Source organism: Syntrophaceae bacterium, from assembly GCA_013177825.1.
Classification (GTDB): domain Bacteria; phylum Desulfobacterota; class Syntrophia; order Syntrophales; family PHBD01; genus PHBD01.
On record JABLXX010000001.1, the window covers coordinates 318,170 to 336,723 of the forward strand.

Genomic DNA, 18,554 nt, shown 5'->3' on the forward strand with positions numbered 1-18,554 from the left:
AATCGACAGAAGTCGCTTATTTTTTTCGGTTTTCCGGGCGCAGGGACCGTACCGCCGCACCGGCCCGCCACATCTCCGATTCCCGCATTTCAGCCAGCTCCTTGTCCAGCTTCTGGCGGTAGTCCGGGGCGCTGTTGGCGTCCAGGACAATCTGGGTCTCCTCGCCGCTGATTACTCGTGCGTACAGATCGTCGAATACGGGGGCGACGGCGTCGCGGAAGCGGCCCTTCCAGTCCAGGGCGCCCCGCTGGGCGGTGGTGCTGCAGTTCCCGTACATCCAGTCCATGCCGTTGTCCGCCACCAGGCGGATCAGGCTCTGGGTGAGCTCCTCCACGGTCTCGTTGAAGGCCTCGCTGGGGCTGTGGCCGTGATTCCGGAGGAGATTGTACTGGGCCTCCATGATCCCCGCCAGGGCGCCCATGAGGACGCCCCGCTCGCCCGTGAGATCGCTGTGGACCTCGTTGGCGAAGGTGGTCGGGAAGAGGTACCCGGAGCCGATGGCGACTCCGAGGGCCAGTGCGCGCTCCAGGGCCCGGCCCGTGTAATCCTGGAAGACGGCGTAACTGGAATTGATGCCGCTCCCGGCCAGGAAGTTGGTCCGGACGGTCCGGCCCGACCCCTTGGGGGCCACCAGGATCACGTCCACATCGGGCGGCGGGATGACGCCCGTCCGTTCCTTGTAGACGATGGAGAAACCGTGTGAGAAGTACAGGGCGTCGCCTTCGTTCAGGCAGGCCTTGATAGCGGGCCACATGGTCTTCTGCCCCGCATCGGACAGGAGATACTGGATGACGGTTCCCCGTCGGGTCGCCTCCTCCGGCGAGAAAAGGGTCTCACCGGGAACGAAACCGTCCGCGAGGGCCTTCTCCCAGGAAGCGCCTCCTTCCCGCTGACCCACGATGACCCGGATGCCGTTGTCCCTCATGTTCAGGGCCTGCCCCGGTCCCTGGACCCCGTAGCCTACGACGGCGACGGTCTCGTCCTTCAGAACCTCCCGGGCCTTCTCCAGCGGAAACTCCTCCGCCGTGACCACCTCTTCCCAGACGCCGCCGAAGTTAATCTTTGCCATGGAACTCCTCCTGTTTCTCTCGAATGTTCGAATGGGCCGTCTCCGCCCGTTCAGGCGGTCCCGGACTCACTCGGGTTTGAATTTTTCCAGCGCCACCATTCCCGACCGGGAGAAGTCTTCGAGTCCGAGGGGATCGAGAAGCTGGATCGCCCGGTCGATGCTGTCCTTCCGGCCCGAGACCTCGATGACGCAGTACCGGTCGTCCATGCAGACGACCTTCCAGTTGTACAGGTCGACGGCGGCCATGACGGCGGGGCGGGTCTCGTCGCTCCATTTCATGCGGAACAGGACGAGCTCGCGCCGGGAGGCCATCCTTCCCGTGAGGTCGTCGACGGAAAGCACGTCCACGAGCCGGTTCAGCTGTTTCTTCAGCTTTTCCATGGTGGACGCCGATCCCTTGGTGGTGATGATGATCTTCGTTGTCTCCGGTGTCTTGGTGATGTTGGCCGTGATGCTCTCGATGTTGAATCCTCCCCCGCTGAAGGTGCCGGCGATACGCGCCAGGACATCGGGACGGTTGCGTACAAGGAGGGCGATGGTGTTTTCCTTTGCTTTCATCGGTTCATGAACCTTTCTCGAAATGGATTCCGGACGACTCCGGGAAAGTACCTCCTGCCTCCAAGCGTTTGATCCCCGGCCGTTCCGTCTTTTCTGCAATCAGTTGAAGCTGCGCGTCTGGGGATCCTCTCCCCCGTTGGTCGGGGCGGCCTTGTCGGCCGGCAGTTCCACACCCAGTTCCATGTCTGCAATGGATGCGCCGGGACGGACCATCGGGTAGACACATTCTTCTTTCTCCACCCGGATGTCCATGACCACGACCCCCGGGGTTTCCAGCCCCTTCTTCAGGACCGCTTCCAGTTCCTCGGGGCGGCTGGCCCGTAGCCCCGTCGCTCCGTATGCCTCGGCGATCTTCACGAAGTCGGGGGCGTAGCTCATGTCCGTGTGGGAGTACCGCCGCCCGTAGAACATCTGCTGCCACTGGCGGACCATCCCCAGGTACTGGTTGTTCAGGATCACAATCTTTACGGGGATGTTGTACTGCACAGCCGTGGCCAGTTCCTGGATGTTCATCTGGATGCTGCCGTCCCCGGCGATATCGACCACCGTCTTGTCCGGGCACGCCACCTGGGCGCCCACGGCAGCGGGGAAGCCGAACCCCATGGTTCCGAGGCCGCCGGAAGAAATGAAGGTGTGGGGATGGTCGTAGGTGTAATACTGGGCCGCCCACATCTGGTTCTGGCCGACCTCGGTGGCGATCAGCGCCTCCCCCTTTGTCAGCTCGTACAGCTTCCGGATGACCTGCTGCGGTTTGATCCGGTCCGTTTCCTCGCTGAAACGGAGGGGGACACGCTTTTTCCAGGCGTCGATCTGCTCCATCCATTCCCGGGTCCGTTCCACCGGGACAGGCCCTCCGGCGGCCAGCGCCGCGTTCAACAGGCCCAGTGCCGTCTTGGCGTCGCTGACGATGGACAGGTGGGAGCGGACGATCCGGTCGATGGAGACGGGGTCGATGTCGATGTGGATGATCTGTGCGTCCGGGGCAAAGGCGTCCACCTTGGAAGTCACCCGGTCATCGAAGCGCATCCCCACGGCGACCAGCAGGTCGCAGCCGGTGATGGCCATGTTGGCGTAGTACGTGCCGTGCATTCCGGGCATCCCCAGCCAGAGGGGATCCGAACCCGGGTAGGCGCCGAGGCCCATCAGGGTTGAGGTGATGGGGAAGCCTGTCCGACGGACGAACTCCCGGAGTTCCTCCGAGGCCTTTCCCAGGAGCACTCCTCCTCCGGAGACAATCACCGGTTTCCGGGCGGCCCGGATCATCTCCACGGCCTTCGCGATGTCCTCCTGCTGCGGCTTTTCAAGCCCGTTCAAGGTATTGAAGTCGTCGCGGATGTCTTCTTCTTCGATGGTCGCCTGGGACACGTCCCGGGGCAGGTCCACCAGCACGGGGCCGGGGCGTCCGGAGCGGGCGATGTGGAATGCTTCGTGAATGGTTGAAGCGAGGTCCTCGATCCGGCGGACCAGGAAATTGTGCTTCGTGCAGGGACGGGTGATCCCGGTGATGTCGACTTCCTGGAAGGCGTCGCTGCCGATCAGACCCGTCGGCACCTGGCCCGTGAAGATGACGACCGGAATGGAGTCCATGTATGCGTTGGCGATGCCCGTTACCGTGTTTGTCGCGCCGGGGCCGGAGGTGACAAGACAGACCCCGACCTTGCCGGAGGCCCGTGCGTACCCGTCGGCGGCGTGAATGGCACCCTGCTCGTGGCGTACGAGGAGATGGCGGAATTCTTCCTTGTAGAGTTCGTCATAGATCGGGAGCACGACGCCGCCGGGATAGCCAAAGATGACATCCACGTTTTCCCGGCGCAGCGTTCTCAGCAATACCTGGGATCCGGTCAGTTTCACGATGTTCCTCCTGTAAGTCGACAAGTGCGTTGTTCAGTAAATTCAAAAACAAAAAAACCGTTACCCGGGAGCCGAGTAACGGTTTTTTTTTGTTTCAAGGTTTCTTACAAGTGCACCATTACCCGGCCCCCATATGAATGGGGATGATAATTATGCCGATGATGCCGATTACGTTTCTCCTCATGAATATGTCGCAACCTTTTCCATTAAAACGAAGGCCCCTCTTAACAGCGGGAAAACCGGTTGTCAAGCGTTTTTCAGTCCGGTTTTCACCAGTAGCGCCGGGTTTTCACGCCACGCTCACTGAGAAAGGCCTTGATTCCGTCGATGGTGTACGTCCGGTAGTGGACCATGGAGGCGATCAGGGCCGCGTCGGCCTTTCCCGCCGTGAGCACGTCCACGAGATGCTGCGGCGTGCCCGCACCGCCGGAGGCGATGACGGGGATGCCGACGTGGGTCGAGATCCGTTCCGTCAGGGTCAACTCGTAACCGTCCTGGGTTCCGTCGGCGTCGATGGAGTTCAGGCAGATCTCGCCCGCGCCGAGACGTTCCGCCTCCCGGGCCCACCATAGGGCGTCGATGCCGGTGTACCGGCGGCCCCCGTGGATGACAATCTCGTAGCCAGAGGGGGTCGTGACCGAAGGCTCCACGCGCTTCACGTCCATGCCCAGGACGATGCACTGGCTGCCGAAGGCGCGGGCTCCCTCCGTGATGATGGACGGGTTCTCCACCGCGGCGGAATTGACACTCACCTTCTCGGCCCCCGCCAGGATCACCTCCCGCATGTCCTCCAGGGTCCGGATTCCTCCCCCTACGGAGAAGGGGATGAAGATCGTCTCGGCCACCCGGCGGACCACGTCGATCATAATGTTCCGACCGTCGGAGGAGGCGGTGATGTCGTAGAAGACGATCTCGTCGGCGCCCTGTTCGTAGTACTCCTTCGCGGCCTCGACGGGATCCCCGATGTCCACGTTTCCCTGGAATTTGATTCCTTTCGTCAACTTCCCGTCCCGGACGTCGAGGCAGGGAATGATCCGCTTACTCAGCATCGTCGCCCCTCCAGCGGCAGAAGTTGGACAGGATCTCAAGCCCCGGGCGGCCGCTCTTCTCGGGATGGAACTGGACGGCGACGAGATTCCGGCACGCCACGGCGGCACCGAAGGGGAACCCGTAACGGGTCTCTCCGACGATCAGTTCCCGGTCCGCCGGATCCGGATAGAAGGAGTGGACGAAATAGAACTCGGCCTCCGGCGGAATGCCTGCGAACACCGGGTGGTTCTTGCGGAAGGCCACGGAGTTCCATCCCATGTGGGGGATCTTGAGGGTCTCTTCGCCTTCCTTCATGCCGGCGGGAAAGCGGCGGACGACGCCGGGGAGGATCCCCAGGCAGGGGGTTCCGTCGTCTTCTTCGCTTTTCTCGAAGATCACCTGGGTGCCCAGGCAGATCCCCAGAACCGGCCGGCCTTCCTGGACCCAGCGGCGGATCCATTCGTCCAGGCCCGATGCGCCCAGGTTGGCCATGGCCTCCCCGGCGGCGCCCACGCCCGGAAAAATGATACGCTCCGCCCGGTCCAGCCTGTCCGGATCGTTGGTAACCTCGCAGGGGATGCCCAGGAAATGCAGAGCCCGGGCCACGCTGGTGAGGTTGCCGGCCCGATAGTCCACGATACCGATCATGTGTTTCTTTCCTCGAAGCGGATTCCCTGATGGGCGTCTCGCCGCTCCAGTTCGCGGTCGATGGCGCCCAGTACGGCCATCTTGTTGACGGCCCATTCGGGAGCGAGGAATATATCCCGGTACCCGTCGGCGGTCAACCGCTGGATTGTCATCCGCGGCGGAAGGATTTCCAGGACGTCGCAAACGGCCTCCACGTACTGCTCCCGGCTCCACAACGGGAAGGGCTCCCGTTCGTAAAGCGCTCCGAGAGGCGTTCCCGAGAGCACCAGCAGACAGTGGATCTTGATCCCGTCGACGGGCAGTCCCGCCAGCGTCCGGGCGGTTTCGAGGACGTCTCCCCGGGTCTCGCCGGGCAGCCCCGCGATGATGTGCACGCAAAGGTTGAGGTTTCGCCCGGAGGCCCGGTCCACCGCCTCCAGGAATCGTTCCGCCCGATGGCCGCGGTTGATCCGGGCCAGGGTCCGGTCATGGATCGACTGGAGGCCCAGTTCGAGCCAGACATGGCGATCCTGCGCCAGTTCCTCCAGCAGATCCAGGACCTCGTCGGGCAGGCAGTCGGGCCGGGTTCCGATGGACAGGCCGGCCACGTCCGGCAGGGCCAGGGCCTCCCGGAAGAGTTCCCGAAGGTGTTCCACGGGGGCATAGGTGTTCGTGAAGGTCTGGAAATAGGCGATGAACCGGGCGGCCCGGCGGTGTTCCCGGTAGTAGTCCATGCCCCGGAGAAGCTGGTCCGTGACGGACGGCAGGGGGCCCTCCATGCGGACCCTGGAACCGCGGCCGTCACAATAGATGCAGCCGCCCGCGGCAACGGTTCCATCGCGGTTCGGACAGGTGAAGCCGGCATCGACGGGAAGTTTGTAGACCCGGCAGCCGAACCGGTTCAGCCAGTAGCTCTTCAGGTCGTAATATCGTTTCCTGTTGTTCCAGTAATCTGGTTTGGCCAAGTGCGGCTCCGGGGACCGGTCCGCCTGCCGGCGGCGCGTGGTCGCTTGATTTGAATGGATAAAATGATTGCCATTATTTGGAAATGTAGTATAGCAAATTTCTTTTCCCGGGGCGACCGGCAAGCGTTGAGAAGATCCGCCTGCGGAATCTCCGCCTTGTTCGAAACCGGGAAAGAAGATCCCCGCGGGAGGATCCCCGGCATGGTCGTTCAAGCCGTTCAGGAACCGGAATTCTTTGTCTATCTGAGCCAGATTCTTGGCAAACCGGTTCAGGACGGTCAGGGCCGGACGATCGGGTCGATCGCCGACTTGTCGGCGAACCTGGCGGAGTTGTACCCCTCGGTCGGCACCCTCCGGATTCGTCTTCAGGGGGTAAAATCGCCCCAGTACTTTCCGTGGCAGGATGTAATTCAGGCCAACGGTTCCATCCGCTGTGAAGGCTCTCCGAAGGGGGCGCCCGCCTTGGGCGAGAACGAGTTGTTTCTCCGCGACGCCCTCCTGGACAAGCAGATCGTCGACACGAACGGTGCGAAAATCCGGCGGGTCAACGACCTGCAGTTTCTCCGGTCCCACGAGCGCCTGCACTTGGTTCACGTGGACGTCGGTTTCCGGGGCCTCATGCGCCGGGTCGGGCTGGAAAAGGCCATGGATTTTTTCCTCCAGTCCCTGTTCGATTACGAGCTGCCGAACCAGTTCATCTCCTGGAAGTACGTCCAGCCCGTCTCCTCGCCGGACCTGCTCAGGCTGTCGATCACCCAGAACCGCCTGGCGCAGCTGCATCCGGCGGACCTGGCGGACATCATCGAGGACCTGGACATCCACCAGCGGGCGGCGGTCTTTCAGTCCCTGGATGTGGAGACGGCCGCGGAGACCCTGGAGGAGACGGATCCGAAGATCCAGGTCAGCCTGATTGAGACGGTGGCGATGGACAAGGCCTCGGACATCATCGAGGAGATGTCCCTGAGCGAGGCCGCCGATCTCCTGGGGGATCTGCCGAAGGACAAGGCGGAGGGAATCCTCAAGGAGATGGAACAGGAAATCGCCGATGACGTGAAGGAACTGCTGGCCCATCCCGAGGAAGAGGCGGGCGGACTCATGACGACGGCCTTTCTGAGCGTTCCGCCCGAAGCCACCGCCGCGCAGGTCCTGGAGATCCTGAGCCGGGAGGCGATGGAGATGGATTTTGTCTATTATGTCTACGTGACGGATGCACAGGAGCGCCTGCTGGGCATGCTGAGCCTCCGGGAACTCCTGGCGGCCGCGCCGGAGGTGCAGGTCGCCGATCTGATGGATACCCGCTTCGTCACGGTCCGGCTGAACGAGGAACCCGACGAGATTGCGGAGCAGTTCGCCAAGTACGGCGTCATGGCCATCCCGGTGATGGACCGGGAAAACCGGATGAAGGGCGTCATTCCGTTCCGGAACCTCCTGGAACTGGTGGCCCCGAAACTGGGCAAGTGAGAACGATGGAAGAGGACGGAGACCACGCGTGTTTGAACGGCTGTTCGGCAGGTCGGCGGGGAGCGTTTTCGCGACCCTGTCCCGCGGCGGCGCATGGAGGCGCTTTGCGGTGTTCTTCGCCCTCATCGGCCCCGGCATCATCACGTCCAACGTGGACAACGATGCCGGCGGGATCACCACCTACTCGCTGGCCGGGGCGGAGTACGGCCTTTCCCTCCTCTGGACCCTGATTCCCATCACCGTGGTCCTCATCATCATCCAGGAGATGGGGGCCCGCATGGGGGTGATTTCCGGCAAGGGCCTGTCGGACCTGATCCGGGAGCGCTTTGGCGCCAAGGTCACCTTCTACCTGATGATCACCCTTCTCCTGACCAACCTAGGGAACACGGTTTCCGAATTCGCCGGCATCGCCGCGAGCCTGGAGATCTTCGGTGTCAGCAAGTATGTTTCCGTTCCCCTCGGGGCGGCGTTCGTCTGGTGGCTCGTGGTGAAGGGCAGCTACAAGTCCGTCGAAAAGGTTTTTCTCTTCGCCTGCTTGTTCTACCTGGCCTACATCGTTTCGGGCTTCATGGGAAAACCGGACTGGGGTAAGGTCGGGACTGCACTGGTCACGCCCACCATCCGGTTTGACCCGGGGTTCCTCACCATGGCGATGGGCCTCATCGGGACCACCATTGCCCCGTGGATGCAGTTCTATCTCCAGTCCTCGGTGGTCGACAAGGGCCTCAAGGCGGAGAACTACCCCTATGCCCGAATGGACGTCATCGTCGGCTCCGTCATGGTCAACCTGGTGGCGTTCTTCATCATCATGCTGTGTGCCATCACCCTGCACACGAACGGGGTGAAGATCGAGACCGCCAAGGACGCCGCCCAGGCCCTTGCCCCACTGGCCGGGGTTTACTGTTCCTGGCTCTTCGCCTTCGGCCTCCTCAATGCGTCCCTCTTTGCCGCGTCCATCCTGCCGCTCTCCACGGCCTACACGGTCTGCGAGGCTTTCGGCTGGGAGTCCGGGATCGACCACAAGTTCATGGACGCCCCCCAGTTCTACGGCCTCTATTCCCTGATGATCATCCTGGGGGCCGGCATCATCCTGCTGCCGGACATTCCCCTCATCGCCATCATGTACTATTCCCAGGTCATCAACGGGATTCTCCTGCCGGTGATCCTCGTGGCCATGCTGCTCCTCGTCAACGACCGGGGAATCATGGGGGAGCACATCAACGGTCCCGTCATGAACGTCCTCTCCTGGGTCGCCGTGGCGGGGCTGATCGCTCTCTCGGCGGGCCTGCTGGTCTCATCGCTCTTCTCCTGAAAAAACCCCTTGCGGAAAATCGGCTTTTTCCATGCCGTCCCGGGGAATGGCTCCTGATCGTCGGCCGGATTGCTGACCAACTCCCGGGCGTTGAGGCTCCTCTGTCTGGATTCTCCTTGCCACGGGGCCGGAGCGCTTGCTATAAGGCCAAGAAAATGGGGGTTTCACAATGGAAATCGGCATTGTCGGGCTTCCTCAGAGCGGAAAAAGCACCCTCTTCGAGATCATGACCGGGACGAAAAGCCGGGAACTCCACGGCGAGACGGTCGTCCGGGGACAGGCAACGGTTCCGGACGCGCGTTTCGACCGCCTGGCCGCCGTCTTTCCCGAACTCAAGGCGGTTCCGGCCCGGATCCCCGTCACCGACGTCCACGCAGCGGGCGAGAAGGCCTGGGAGACGCTGCGGCAGAGCCTGAGCGGGGCTGACGGCCTCCTGCACGTGGTGGATGGCTTTACGATTCCCGAGGTCGACGAGGTCATCGCCTCCTACCGCCGCCTCGAAGACGACCTAGTTCTCTCGGACCTGATGGTCGTCGAAAACCGCCTCGAGAAGCTCCGGAAAATGTCCCGAACGGCCATGAAGCCGCTGGATCAGCTCCATCTGGCCATCCTTCCCCGGGCCAGGGAACGGCTGGAGGCGGGACTCCCGCTGCGGGAGGCGGGATTTTCCGAGGAAGAGGCCTTCTCCCTCCGCAGCTTTTCCTTCTGGACGATCCGTCCCGAACTCGTGGTGATCAATACGGCTGAAGACAATCTGGCCCTGGCGGAGGCCTTTCGGGAGAAGGCGGCCCTGTCGTCGCCGGTCATCGGGATCTGCTGCCAGCTCGAGGCCGACCTGGCGGGCCTCTCGCCGGAAGAACAGAAGGAGTTCCTGGACCCCCTGGGCCTTGAAGAGCCGGCCTTTGGACGGGTCATCCGGGCGGCGTTTTCACTCTTGGGCCGCGTTTCCTTCTTCACCATCGGCAAGGAAGAGGTGAAGGCCTGGGTCATCCCAACGGAGACGAAGGCGCCTCGGGCGGCCGGGGCGATTCACAAGGACTTCGAGCGGGGTTTCATCAAAGCCGAAGTGATTCACTTCGAAGAGTTCGAGACCTCCGGGAAATCCTGGACGGCCGTGAAGGCGGCGGGAAAGCTGCGGCTGGAGGGGAAGGAATACGTCGTTCAAGACGGCGATATTATTCAGTTCCGATTCAACATCTGAGGGCGTGCCCGGAAAATGCCCGGATGCTTCGTTGTGCCGGTTCCAATGAGCGAGAAGGGGAGCGGATTTCAAATCCGCTCCTCCTTTTTCTTTCTTTTTGCATTGTGGCGCGGGGGCTGTCACGGGGATTCCCGCCGTCGCGGAGAATTTTCCGCGGAGTGCATTATCCGACCGAGCAGCCATCCGGGTGGAAAATTCTCCTGATTGCTCCTCTGGGAACCCCCGGCCGCGCCCCCGCGGATGGCGGGGAGTGGGGCTTCCCGGAGCGCGAATAGAGGCTTTTTCGGGGCACCCTGCCGTCGCAGCGCAGCGCCCGCAAAGTCATCTGTCTGAGCGCCGCAGGCGCGAGTTATGACTTTGCAGCGGAGGAGACGCTGCAGGGTCGAAAAAACTCTTCTGAGCGCGAGGGAAGCCCTCTCCTGCGAGTCGGCTTCTCAGCCAGGGACGCCGGGTTGCTTAAAAAAAGAATAAAAGAAAAGAAGGGGAGCGGATTTGAAATCCGCTCCCCTTCCTCGCATATTCAAACCAGCCGTTTCACCACCGGGCGGAGCATGCGGCCCATGAGGGGCTCCGCCGTCCGGAGGGCGCCGCGGGGGCAGACCTCGATGCAGCAGTAGCAGCGGATGCAGGCGTCGTAGTCGAAGCGGAGCCCCGCTTCTTCAACCGTGATGGCCTTTGCCGGACACATGTCCCGGCAGATGCCGCAGAGCGTACAGGATTCCGGATCGCACACGGGCCGCTGCAGCAGGTGGCGCCGGACAAGGCTGTTCATGGACGCGCTTCCGAAGAGGAGGGGCTCCGCTCCGGGGATCCGGAATCCCCGGACCTCCGGCGTTTCCCCGTCGATGGCGACCTCCTCCCCGGGCAGTCCCAACTCCTGCCCCGACCGCCAGGTCGGGAGCTTCTCCGGCTGGAGCCCCACGATGCGGCAGACCGCCTCGTCCAGGGCGAAAGGGTCCGTGGCGGCCATCAGAACACCGAGCGCCCGGGGAGTGCCGCTCCTTCCGGGTCCCTCTCCCTCCATCGCCAGAATCCCGTCCAGGACCGTGAACGCCGGCCGGACGGTCCGGGCGATCCGCACGAGGAGCCGGGCAAAGTGATCCCGGTCCACTCCCGCCCGCAGGTGCCATTCGGCCTTGCGGTACCCTACGACGCATCCGAAGAGGTTTTTCACGCCCAGCGTCATCGCCATCTGGCTGTGGGTCTTGAGCTTCGGCAGATTCAGGATTGTGTCCGCCGTCAGGACCTCCCGGGCCAACTCGATCTTTCCGAAGGGCGGTCCCACGTCGACAGGAACGGAATCGCGGAACTCGCGGACGGTCACGGGAAGGCCTTCCAGGGCCTGGTCGATCCCGTTTTCCCGGAGGATCCGGTCGAAGGAGCCGATGGCCTGGCTGTCCCCGACCTCGGGACGGGCGCCCCGCTCCAGGATGTACTCCACGGCGGCCCGGACGACGAGCGGATGGGTCAGGACGGCCTGGCCGGGCTTTGCCGCCGACAGGAGGTTCGGCTTGACGAGGACCCGCATTCCTTTTCGGATGGCCTCCCGGCCGCCCAGGCGGTCCATCAGGGCGTCGAATTCCTCCTTGAGATGCGGCCAGTCGTAGGATGCCGGTCGGACGAAGACGTTCATAGCCGGGCAAAGGATTTCCGGACGGCCTCGACCCAGAGGTCCCGGTGGAACAGAAAGGCCCCCACGTGGCCGCTCGGCACCCAGGTCAGGGTCGAGCCGGGCCAGTGGTGGTGGACGTTCTCGACGGATTCCCGGGAGATGTAAGCGTCAGCCTGGGCGCCGACGAGAAAGGCCGCCTCGGGCCGGCGAAGCGGCGGCAGGCGCCGGATGTCGGTATGATCCAGGATTTCCCGCATCCGCTCCATGGCGTTCCCGTGCCCGTCCAGCTGGCGGTTCAGGACGTCCCAGGCACAGTAGTTCTTCAGGAGCCCCTCGGTGAACACGGCGGTGGCCGAGTGGGGAGTGATCAGCGCCGTCACGGCCAGCGGCTCCGAGTCCAGGGCCGCCGTCCGGGCGGCCATCGACCCGCCCATGCTGATGCCACAGACGCCCAGCCGCTCGAATCCCTCGCGGCGCAGCCAGTCCACGAGCGATCGTCCTTCGGCGATCGTGGCCCCCGCCATGAGCCAGAGGTCGGAGAAGACGTTCAGCATCTTGCTGTGCTGGCCCGGGGGGCGGCGGCGTCCGTAGTAGGGGTTTTCCAGGATGAGAGAGCCGATTCCGGACCGGATCAGGGGCAGAGCCAGGGCCTTGCGCCGGCGCTCGAAGCCCTCGTCGCCGGTGGCGGCGAAGTGCAGGCAGACGGGCGTCCGCCGGCTCCAGTCCCGGGGCAGGACAAGCTCCACATAGGTGGTCCGGCTTTTGGCGGGAAGATTGGGATGAAGAAACGGGCTGGGGAAGGACCCCTGTTTCAAAAGGGCTTCGCCCTCCTCGCGGACGTCCTCCCAGACGGGGTGAATGGCGCTCACGGGCCCGGGGTCGTCGTCTTCCCGGAGGGCCTCCTCCAGGAGGGTGAGATCCCCCCACCCGTGGCGGAAGAAGAGCCTCCGGTTCGACCAGGCGGCATAGGTCCGGTCCAGGAGACTCGCCACGGGATCCTCCTCAGCCCTGCTTCGCGCCGCACTCGGGGCAGAATTTCACCGGTCCGGACATCTCGGCCCCGCAGCCCGTGCAGAACCGCTTCGCTTTGATCGCGGCGCCGCATTCGGGGCAGAACTTGACGTTTCCCGAAAGAGGTGCTTCGCACTGAGGGCAGGTGGCCCGGATACCCTCCCGCCAATGTTCTTTCGCCAGTTTCTTGTCTTCCTCCGCCATGGCGGCGTGGGCCCAGACCTCCTCGACGGACTTGCTCGCCTGGGCCGCCGCCATCTCGACCCCCAGGTCCGGGGCGCAGTGCTTGCACAGGCCCTTTTTTGTGTTCCAGCAGCCCTGCCGGCAGATCCAGGAGGAGCAGCGCGGGCACTGGACGAACTGGGGCTTGATCTCGTTCACGGCCTCCTCGAAGGCCTCGTCCCGGGCTTTCGTCCAGGCGGCGGACCGCAGGTCCTGCGTCAGGTTGGCGGCGTTGCCGAGGAGGCCCCCGAGCATTCCGCCGACCTTGTCGAGCATGCCCGAGGCCGTTCCCACGACGGAGGAGCGGAACTCCGTCCGGAAGCCCTTTCCGCACCGGTCGCAGGCGAACTCGAACTGAAACCCGTTCCGGGTGCTGTGATCGTGATAATTACGGACGAATTCGATGATCCTGCTCATCGGACGCCTCCTTGCAGTCCGGTTATGCGAATTCCCGGACGATCCGTTCCATGGCCTCCTTGAGGCGCTGGTTGGGAACCGTGAGAGAGATCCGGACATAGCCCTCGCCATATTGGCCGTAGGCCGTTCCCGCGGCCACGACGACGGCCGTCTTGTCGAAGAGCCGGTTGGTGAACTCGATGGACGTCATTCCCTCCGGGACGGGAACCCACAGGTAGAAGGTGCCCCTGGGGGCGTCGAAGCGGATTCCGATCTTTGCAAGGGCGTCCAGCACCATCTGCCGCCGGAACCCGTAGACGTCCAGCATGTGCCCGATGGAGGAGACCTCGTTCTTCAGGGCATGGATGCCGGCGAACTGGATGGGGTTGAAGATCCCCGAGTCGGTGTTCTCCTTGACCTTGCTGATGGCGGCGAGGATCTCCCGGTTTCCCATGGCCATGCCGATCCGCCAGCCGCACATGTTGAAAGGCTTGGACAGGGAGTTGAGCTCGACACCTACGTTCTTCGCCCCCTCGGCTATGAGGAAGCTGATGCGCTCCTGTCCTTCGAAAAGGATCTCGCTGTAGGGGTTGTCGTAACAGACGGCGATGTCCCAGGAGCGGGCGAATTCCACGAGGCGATTCAGGAACTCACGGGTGGCGCAGGCGCCGGTGGGGTTGTTCGGATAATTCAGGAACATTCCCTTTGCCCTCTTCGCCACATCCGTGGGGATGTCCTCGAAGGCCGGCAGGTAGCCGTTCTTCCTGAGGATCGGCACATTCCAGGGCTCGCCGCCCCCCATGAGGATACTGGCCCGGTAGGCCGGGTAGCCCGGGTCCGTCATGAGGACGATGTCGCCGGGGTTGATGCAGGCCAGGACGAAGTGGTGGCACCCCTCCTTCGAGCCGATGAGGCCCAGCACCTCCGTGGCCGGGTCCAGCGTCACCCCGTAACGATCGGCATACCAGCGGGCGATTTCCTGACGGAAGGCCAGCATGCCCTTTTCCTCGTCGGTGGGATACCGGTGATTCTCCGGGTCCCGGGCGGTCCGGCACAGCTCGTCGATGATCGGCTCCGGCGTGGGCTCCACGGGGTCGCCGATGGCCAGGCTGATGACATCGACGCCGTCGGCCTTTGCCTTTGCAATCTTTTTGCGAAGTTCCATAAAGAGGTAAGGGGGGATCTTGGTCAGTCTTTCGGCAGTCTGCAAGGTTCTCTGTCCTCCTTTGATATGGTTGAATGGAACCGGTGGTTCGCGATGGCCCGGAAGCCCGGCCGCCGCTTCAGTTGTCCGACGGAAGTCCCGCGGCTGCGGTTTGTGCCGCCAGGCTTCGGTAGGCCTCCTCCCAGATCGTTCCCTCATAGATCACCTGGACCCGTCCCTCGAAGTAGACCCTGGAGAAGCCGTTCGCCTCCCGCTCAAAATGGACTTTCAGGACCTCGCCGCTCTGTACCCGAACGTCGACGGGAGACTCCACCAGCCCCCGGGCGGCGGCAATCAGGACGGAGGCCACCGATCCGGTGCCGCAGGCGAGGGTTTCGTCCTCGACGCCCCGCTCGTAGGTGCGGACCTGGATCGTGCGGCGGTCGATCAACCGGACGAAATTGGCATTCGTTCCCCTGGGTGCGTAGTGCTCGTGGTAGCGGATGGCCCGTCCCGTGCCGAAGACGTCGAAGGCATCGAGCTCCTCGACGAAATGAACCACGTGGGGCACGCCGGTGTTGACGAAGTGGGTGTCCAGATTCCGGCCGCCGAGGGGGAGGGATTCCCCCAGGCGAAGGTCCGTCGGGTCGGTGAGGCGAAGCTTGACGATGTCGCCGGAAACCCGGGCGTCGATGACGCCCGCCGCCGTCTCGAAGGACATTGAGGGGCCGGCGATCTTCTTCAGAAAGGCAAACCGGGCGGCGCAGCGGCCCCCGTTGCCGCACATTTCCACTTCGCTTCCGTCGGCGTTGAAAAAGCGCCAGCGGAAAGCATGGCGGTCGGACCGCTCGATCAAAATCAGGCCGTCGGCCCCCACGGAGGCCACCCTCCGGCAGATCGAGCGAACGAAATCCAAGACCGGCACAGGGCCAAGGGCCGCCTCGACGGCATGCTCCCGGTTGTCGATGAGGATGAAGTCGTTGCCGCTGCCGCTCATTTTAAAAAAGGGAATCATTCCGAAGTCCTCCGTTTAAAAAAACGGCGGGGAACCGCCGGTGGAATTCTTCATACCGTTGTTTCGCCGGTCCGTCAATCTGCAAGAACGGCTTCGGGTCGACGGAATCGAATGCACGAATTCGTGCTCGATCGGCTGTATGGTACATAAATGTGCCTTCTCTGCGCGCCCGACACCCGGCGTATCCAGAAAACAATATCTTTTATCATGTGGTTAGAGGCTCTGCTCGTGGTTGGCGCATCCTTTGCAATTCTGGATTCAATCAGGGGTGACCCCCGATTTTTACTGCATGGGAGGTGTAATCATGAATACGGGTGATACCGCGTGGGTTTTGATTTCCACGGTCCTGGTCTTTGCCATGACGATACCCGGGCTGGCCTTTTTTTATGGGGGGCTGGTCCGGCGAAAGAACGTTCTGTCGATTCTGATGCAATGCTTCATTGTCATGTGCGTCATCAGTCTGCAGTGGGTGCTGTTCGGCTACTCCCTTTCCTTCGGGCCCGACACGGGTTCGGGGATCATCGGGGGGCTCCAGTGGGCGGGCCTGAAATCCGTGGGAGGCCAGCCGAACGGGGACTATGCGGCGACGATTCCCCACATGGTCTTCATGATCTTCCAGGCCATGTTCGCCGTCATCACACCGGCCCTGATCATCGGAGCCTTTGCCGAGCGGATGAAATTCTCCGCGTTCCTGGTCTTCACGCTTCTCTGGACGACCCTCGTTTACGACCCGCTGGCCCACTGGGTGTGGGGCACCGGCGGCTGGATGAGGAACCTGGGGGGGCTGGATTTTGCCGGGGGCATCGTCGTTCACGTCAGTTCAGGCGTCTCCGCCCTGGTCCTGTGCCTGCTTCTGGGCAGACGTCTCGGCTACCGGAAATCTCCCTTCCGGCCCCACAACCTGCCCTTTACCGTGATGGGTGGAGCCCTCCTGTGGTTTGGCTGGTTCGGTTTCAATGCCGGCAGCGCCCTGGGAGCGAACGAGCTGGCGGCCAACGCCTTCGTGACGACCCACATTGCCACGGCGGCGGCGGGACTGACCTGGGCGCTCATCGAGTGGCAGCAGCACGGGGCGCCGACGGTCCTGGGCGCGACGACAGGAGCCGTGGCCGGACTCGTTGCCATCACACCGGCCTGCGGATTCGTGAATCCCATGAATGCAATTTTCATCGGCATCCTGGTGGCGGTCTTCTGCTATGTCGCGGTGGCCGTGGTCAAGGCAAAACTGGGCTATGACGATGCGCTGGACGCTTTCGGGGTTCACGGCGTCGGCGGGATCTGGGGCACTATCGCGACGGGGCTCTTCGCCGAGAAGGCAGTCAACGCTGCGGGTGCGGACGGACTGTTCTTCGGTGGCGGGCAGCTCTGGCCGCAGCTGATCATGGTGGCGGTAGCCCCGCTCTTTGCCGGCGTCATGACCTGGATCCTCTTCAAGGTAGTGGACGCCCTGATCGGCATGCGCGTTCCGGAAAAGGACGAGACCATCGGCCTCGACCTGACTCAGCAGAGCGAAGCGGCCTACACGGTTATTGAATAGAAAGGAAGGTTTGGCATGAAATACATTGTAGCCATCATTCAGCCCCATAAACTGGATGAGGTCATGAAGGCCCTGGAAGATGTGCAGATCCCCCTTGTGACCGTCTCCACCGTGCTGGGCCGGGGCCGTCAGAAAGGCGTGACGGAAGTGTATCGCGGAGCCGTCCGTGAGGCGGGCAGTCTCCTGAAGAAGGTGAAGCTGGAGATTGCCGTGAACGAGGACTTTGTCGAGCCTGCCGTCCGGGCCATCATCGAGAGTGCACGGACCGGTGAAGTGGGGGACGGCAAGATCTTCATCCTGGACCTGGCCGAGACGCTCCGCATCCGAACGGGTGAGCGGGGCGGGGAGGCCATCGGCTGACGGACGGCGCACCACAGACGCTGAGCGTTCCACCCGGCAAACCGCTTCTTCAATCCGCCGGGCAACCGCACGAACGGCACCAAAGGAGGGGTTCCCGTATCCGCATCCCCGGGATCGGGTGCCTCTCTCTCCTCCATCTTTTTCCCCGTTGCTTCCTTTTTCCCGAATGTTATCCTTTCCGAATTGACACCCCGGGGCCGTTCGGATAAGACGGCCGTCTGGAGGGAAATTCCATCGTCAATAAGACCGGGTGAAGTGACGCAAAGCAGGCTCTTTGCACACGCTATGGTATGCCCTTCCGGCTGGACCATTGGAAGGAAGGCCGTTCCCGGGGGCGGGCCGTTCGACGGCTTCGGGGAACCCGCGCCGGTCCGCTGCGAGAACATGGAATAACGAACGGATAGAAAGAGGAGGGAAACAATCCATGGAGTTGCAACCCCATGCCGCAACGGAGGCCGATGCCGCCGCATTCCCTGTGCCGGAGCCCTCACGGGAGGCGACCAATTCGTCCGCGAAGGAGCAGGACATGCCGAGAACCATGTTCGATACGCCCGTCGTGAAGCAGGTGTTCTATTTCCTGTCTCTCTTCCTGCTCAGGGCAGCGGGCTGGAAGAAAGAAGGGGACCGGCCGGAAATACCGAAATACGTGGTCATAGCGGCCCCCCACACGTCCAACTGGGACTTCCCCCTGACTCTGATGCTCGCCTTCGCCTTCCGCCTGAAGGTTTACTGGATGGGCAAGCACACCCTGTTCCGGGGGATCATGGGTCCGATCTGCCGCTGGCTCGGGGGGATCGAGGTGGACCGGACACGCTCGACCAACCTGGTGGCCCAGTCCATTGAACGGTTCCGGATCTCGGAGACGATGGCCATGATCATTCCTCCCGAGGGGACCCGGAAAAAAGTCCGCTACTGGAAGACGGGATTCTATCACATCGCCCACGGCGCAGGCGTGCCCATCGTCCTGGGGTTCATGGATTATCGCCGCAAGGTCGGAGGACTGGGGCCCCTGTTTCATCCCACGGGGAACATCGACCGGGACATGGCGGAGATCCAGAAATACTACGAGGGCGTAACGGGCAGGAAACCCGACCAGTGGAATCACGAGAGCATCACCGCGGGAGCGGACCGGAGCGGTCCGGCAACATGATGTTGCGCCCGCGGCGGGCGGCTCGTTCCGGGAG

The 18,554-nt window shown here is 63.0% G+C and carries 17 protein-coding genes; 6 read left to right on the forward strand and 11 right to left on the reverse strand.

The genetic code is table 11. The annotated features are described in order from the left end of the window. Positions 1-16: 16 nt before the first annotated feature. The 6 genes from ilvC to HPY65_01540 form a co-directional block, all read right to left on the reverse strand. Positions 17-1,069 carry a ketol-acid reductoisomerase gene (gene ilvC, locus HPY65_01515; GenBank protein ID NPU83136.1) on the reverse strand — a complete coding sequence of 351 codons (1,053 nt, stop codon included), beginning with the start codon at positions 1,067-1,069 and terminating at the stop codon, positions 17-19. A gap of 66 nt (positions 1,070-1,135) precedes the next feature. Continuing rightward, on the reverse strand, positions 1,136-1,627 hold the full coding sequence (gene ilvN, locus HPY65_01520) for an acetolactate synthase small subunit (GenBank protein NPU83137.1): 492 nt from the start codon (positions 1,625-1,627) through the stop codon (positions 1,136-1,138). A 99-nt stretch (positions 1,628-1,726) separates the two neighbouring features. Beyond that, on the reverse strand, positions 1,727-3,478 hold the full coding sequence (gene ilvB / locus HPY65_01525) for a biosynthetic-type acetolactate synthase large subunit (protein ID NPU83138.1): 1,752 nt from the start codon (positions 3,476-3,478) through the stop codon (positions 1,727-1,729). Positions 3,479-3,747: 269 nt separating this feature from the next. Beyond that, entirely contained in the window at positions 3,748-4,527 is a 780-nt protein-coding gene (hisF, locus tag HPY65_01530) for an imidazole glycerol phosphate synthase subunit HisF (GenBank protein NPU83139.1), read from the reverse strand. After that, the gene (gene hisH / locus HPY65_01535) at positions 4,517-5,155 is read right to left on the reverse strand and encodes an imidazole glycerol phosphate synthase subunit HisH (protein ID NPU83140.1); all 639 of its coding nucleotides are present in this window, start codon (positions 5,153-5,155) and stop codon (positions 4,517-4,519) included. Before hisH ends, hisF begins: the two co-directional genes overlap by 11 nt. Next, a complete protein-coding gene (locus HPY65_01540; protein NPU83141.1) occupies positions 5,152-6,099 on the reverse strand; it encodes a TIGR01212 family radical SAM protein in 948 nt (315 codons plus the stop codon). Before HPY65_01540 ends, hisH begins: the two co-directional genes overlap by 4 nt. 645 nt (positions 6,100-6,744) lie before the next feature. Between HPY65_01540 and HPY65_01545 the strand changes: the two genes are divergently transcribed. From HPY65_01545 to ychF, 3 genes are all read left to right on the forward strand, one after another. After that, a complete protein-coding gene (locus tag HPY65_01545; protein NPU83142.1) occupies positions 6,745-7,560 on the forward strand; it encodes a magnesium transporter in 816 nt (271 codons plus the stop codon). A 76-nt stretch (positions 7,561-7,636) separates the two neighbouring features. Further along, complete coding sequence (locus HPY65_01550; GenBank protein NPU83143.1) at positions 7,637-8,872, forward strand: Nramp family divalent metal transporter; 1,236 nt, start codon at positions 7,637-7,639, stop codon at positions 8,870-8,872. 169 nt (positions 8,873-9,041) lie between these two features. Further along, positions 9,042-10,073: a redox-regulated ATPase YchF gene (gene ychF, locus HPY65_01555; protein NPU83144.1), complete on the forward strand. Its 1,032-nt coding sequence runs from the start codon at positions 9,042-9,044 to the stop codon at positions 10,071-10,073. Between the two features lie 520 nt (positions 10,074-10,593). Here ychF and HPY65_01560 read toward each other — a convergent pair. The 5 genes from HPY65_01560 to HPY65_01580 form a co-directional block, all read right to left on the reverse strand. After that, positions 10,594-11,706 (reverse strand): DUF362 domain-containing protein, encoded by a 1,113-nt coding sequence (locus HPY65_01560; protein NPU83145.1) that lies wholly within the window; start codon positions 11,704-11,706, stop codon positions 10,594-10,596. Further along, complete coding sequence (locus HPY65_01565) at positions 11,703-12,677, reverse strand: alpha/beta hydrolase family protein (GenBank protein NPU83146.1); 975 nt, start codon at positions 12,675-12,677, stop codon at positions 11,703-11,705. The genes HPY65_01560 and HPY65_01565 overlap by 4 nt, the downstream gene beginning before the upstream one ends. Before the next feature lie 10 nt (positions 12,678-12,687). Next, entirely contained in the window at positions 12,688-13,335 is a 648-nt protein-coding gene (locus tag HPY65_01570) for a zinc ribbon domain-containing protein (protein NPU83147.1), read from the reverse strand. A 22-nt stretch (positions 13,336-13,357) separates the two neighbouring features. Beyond that, a complete protein-coding gene (locus tag HPY65_01575) occupies positions 13,358-14,524 on the reverse strand; it encodes an LL-diaminopimelate aminotransferase (GenBank protein ID NPU83148.1) in 1,167 nt (388 codons plus the stop codon). Positions 14,525-14,597: 73 nt separating this feature from the next. Next, positions 14,598-15,473, reverse strand: coding sequence for a diaminopimelate epimerase (locus HPY65_01580; GenBank protein ID NPU83149.1), 876 nt, complete (start codon positions 15,471-15,473; stop codon positions 14,598-14,600). Positions 15,474-15,777: 304 nt separating this feature from the next. Between HPY65_01580 and HPY65_01585 the strand changes: the two genes are divergently transcribed. The 3 genes from HPY65_01585 (at position 15,778) to HPY65_01595 (ending at position 18,520) form a co-directional block, all read left to right on the forward strand. After that, positions 15,778-17,010, forward strand: a complete 1,233-nt coding sequence (locus tag HPY65_01585; GenBank protein ID NPU83150.1) for an ammonium transporter — start codon at positions 15,778-15,780, stop codon at positions 17,008-17,010. 15 nt (positions 17,011-17,025) lie between these two features. After that, complete coding sequence (locus HPY65_01590; protein NPU83151.1) at positions 17,026-17,370, forward strand: P-II family nitrogen regulator; 345 nt, start codon at positions 17,026-17,028, stop codon at positions 17,368-17,370. Positions 17,371-17,896: 526 nt separating this feature from the next. Then, positions 17,897-18,520 (forward strand): glycerol acyltransferase, encoded by a 624-nt coding sequence (locus HPY65_01595; GenBank protein NPU83152.1) that lies wholly within the window; start codon positions 17,897-17,899, stop codon positions 18,518-18,520. Positions 18,521-18,554 lie beyond the last annotated feature (34 nt).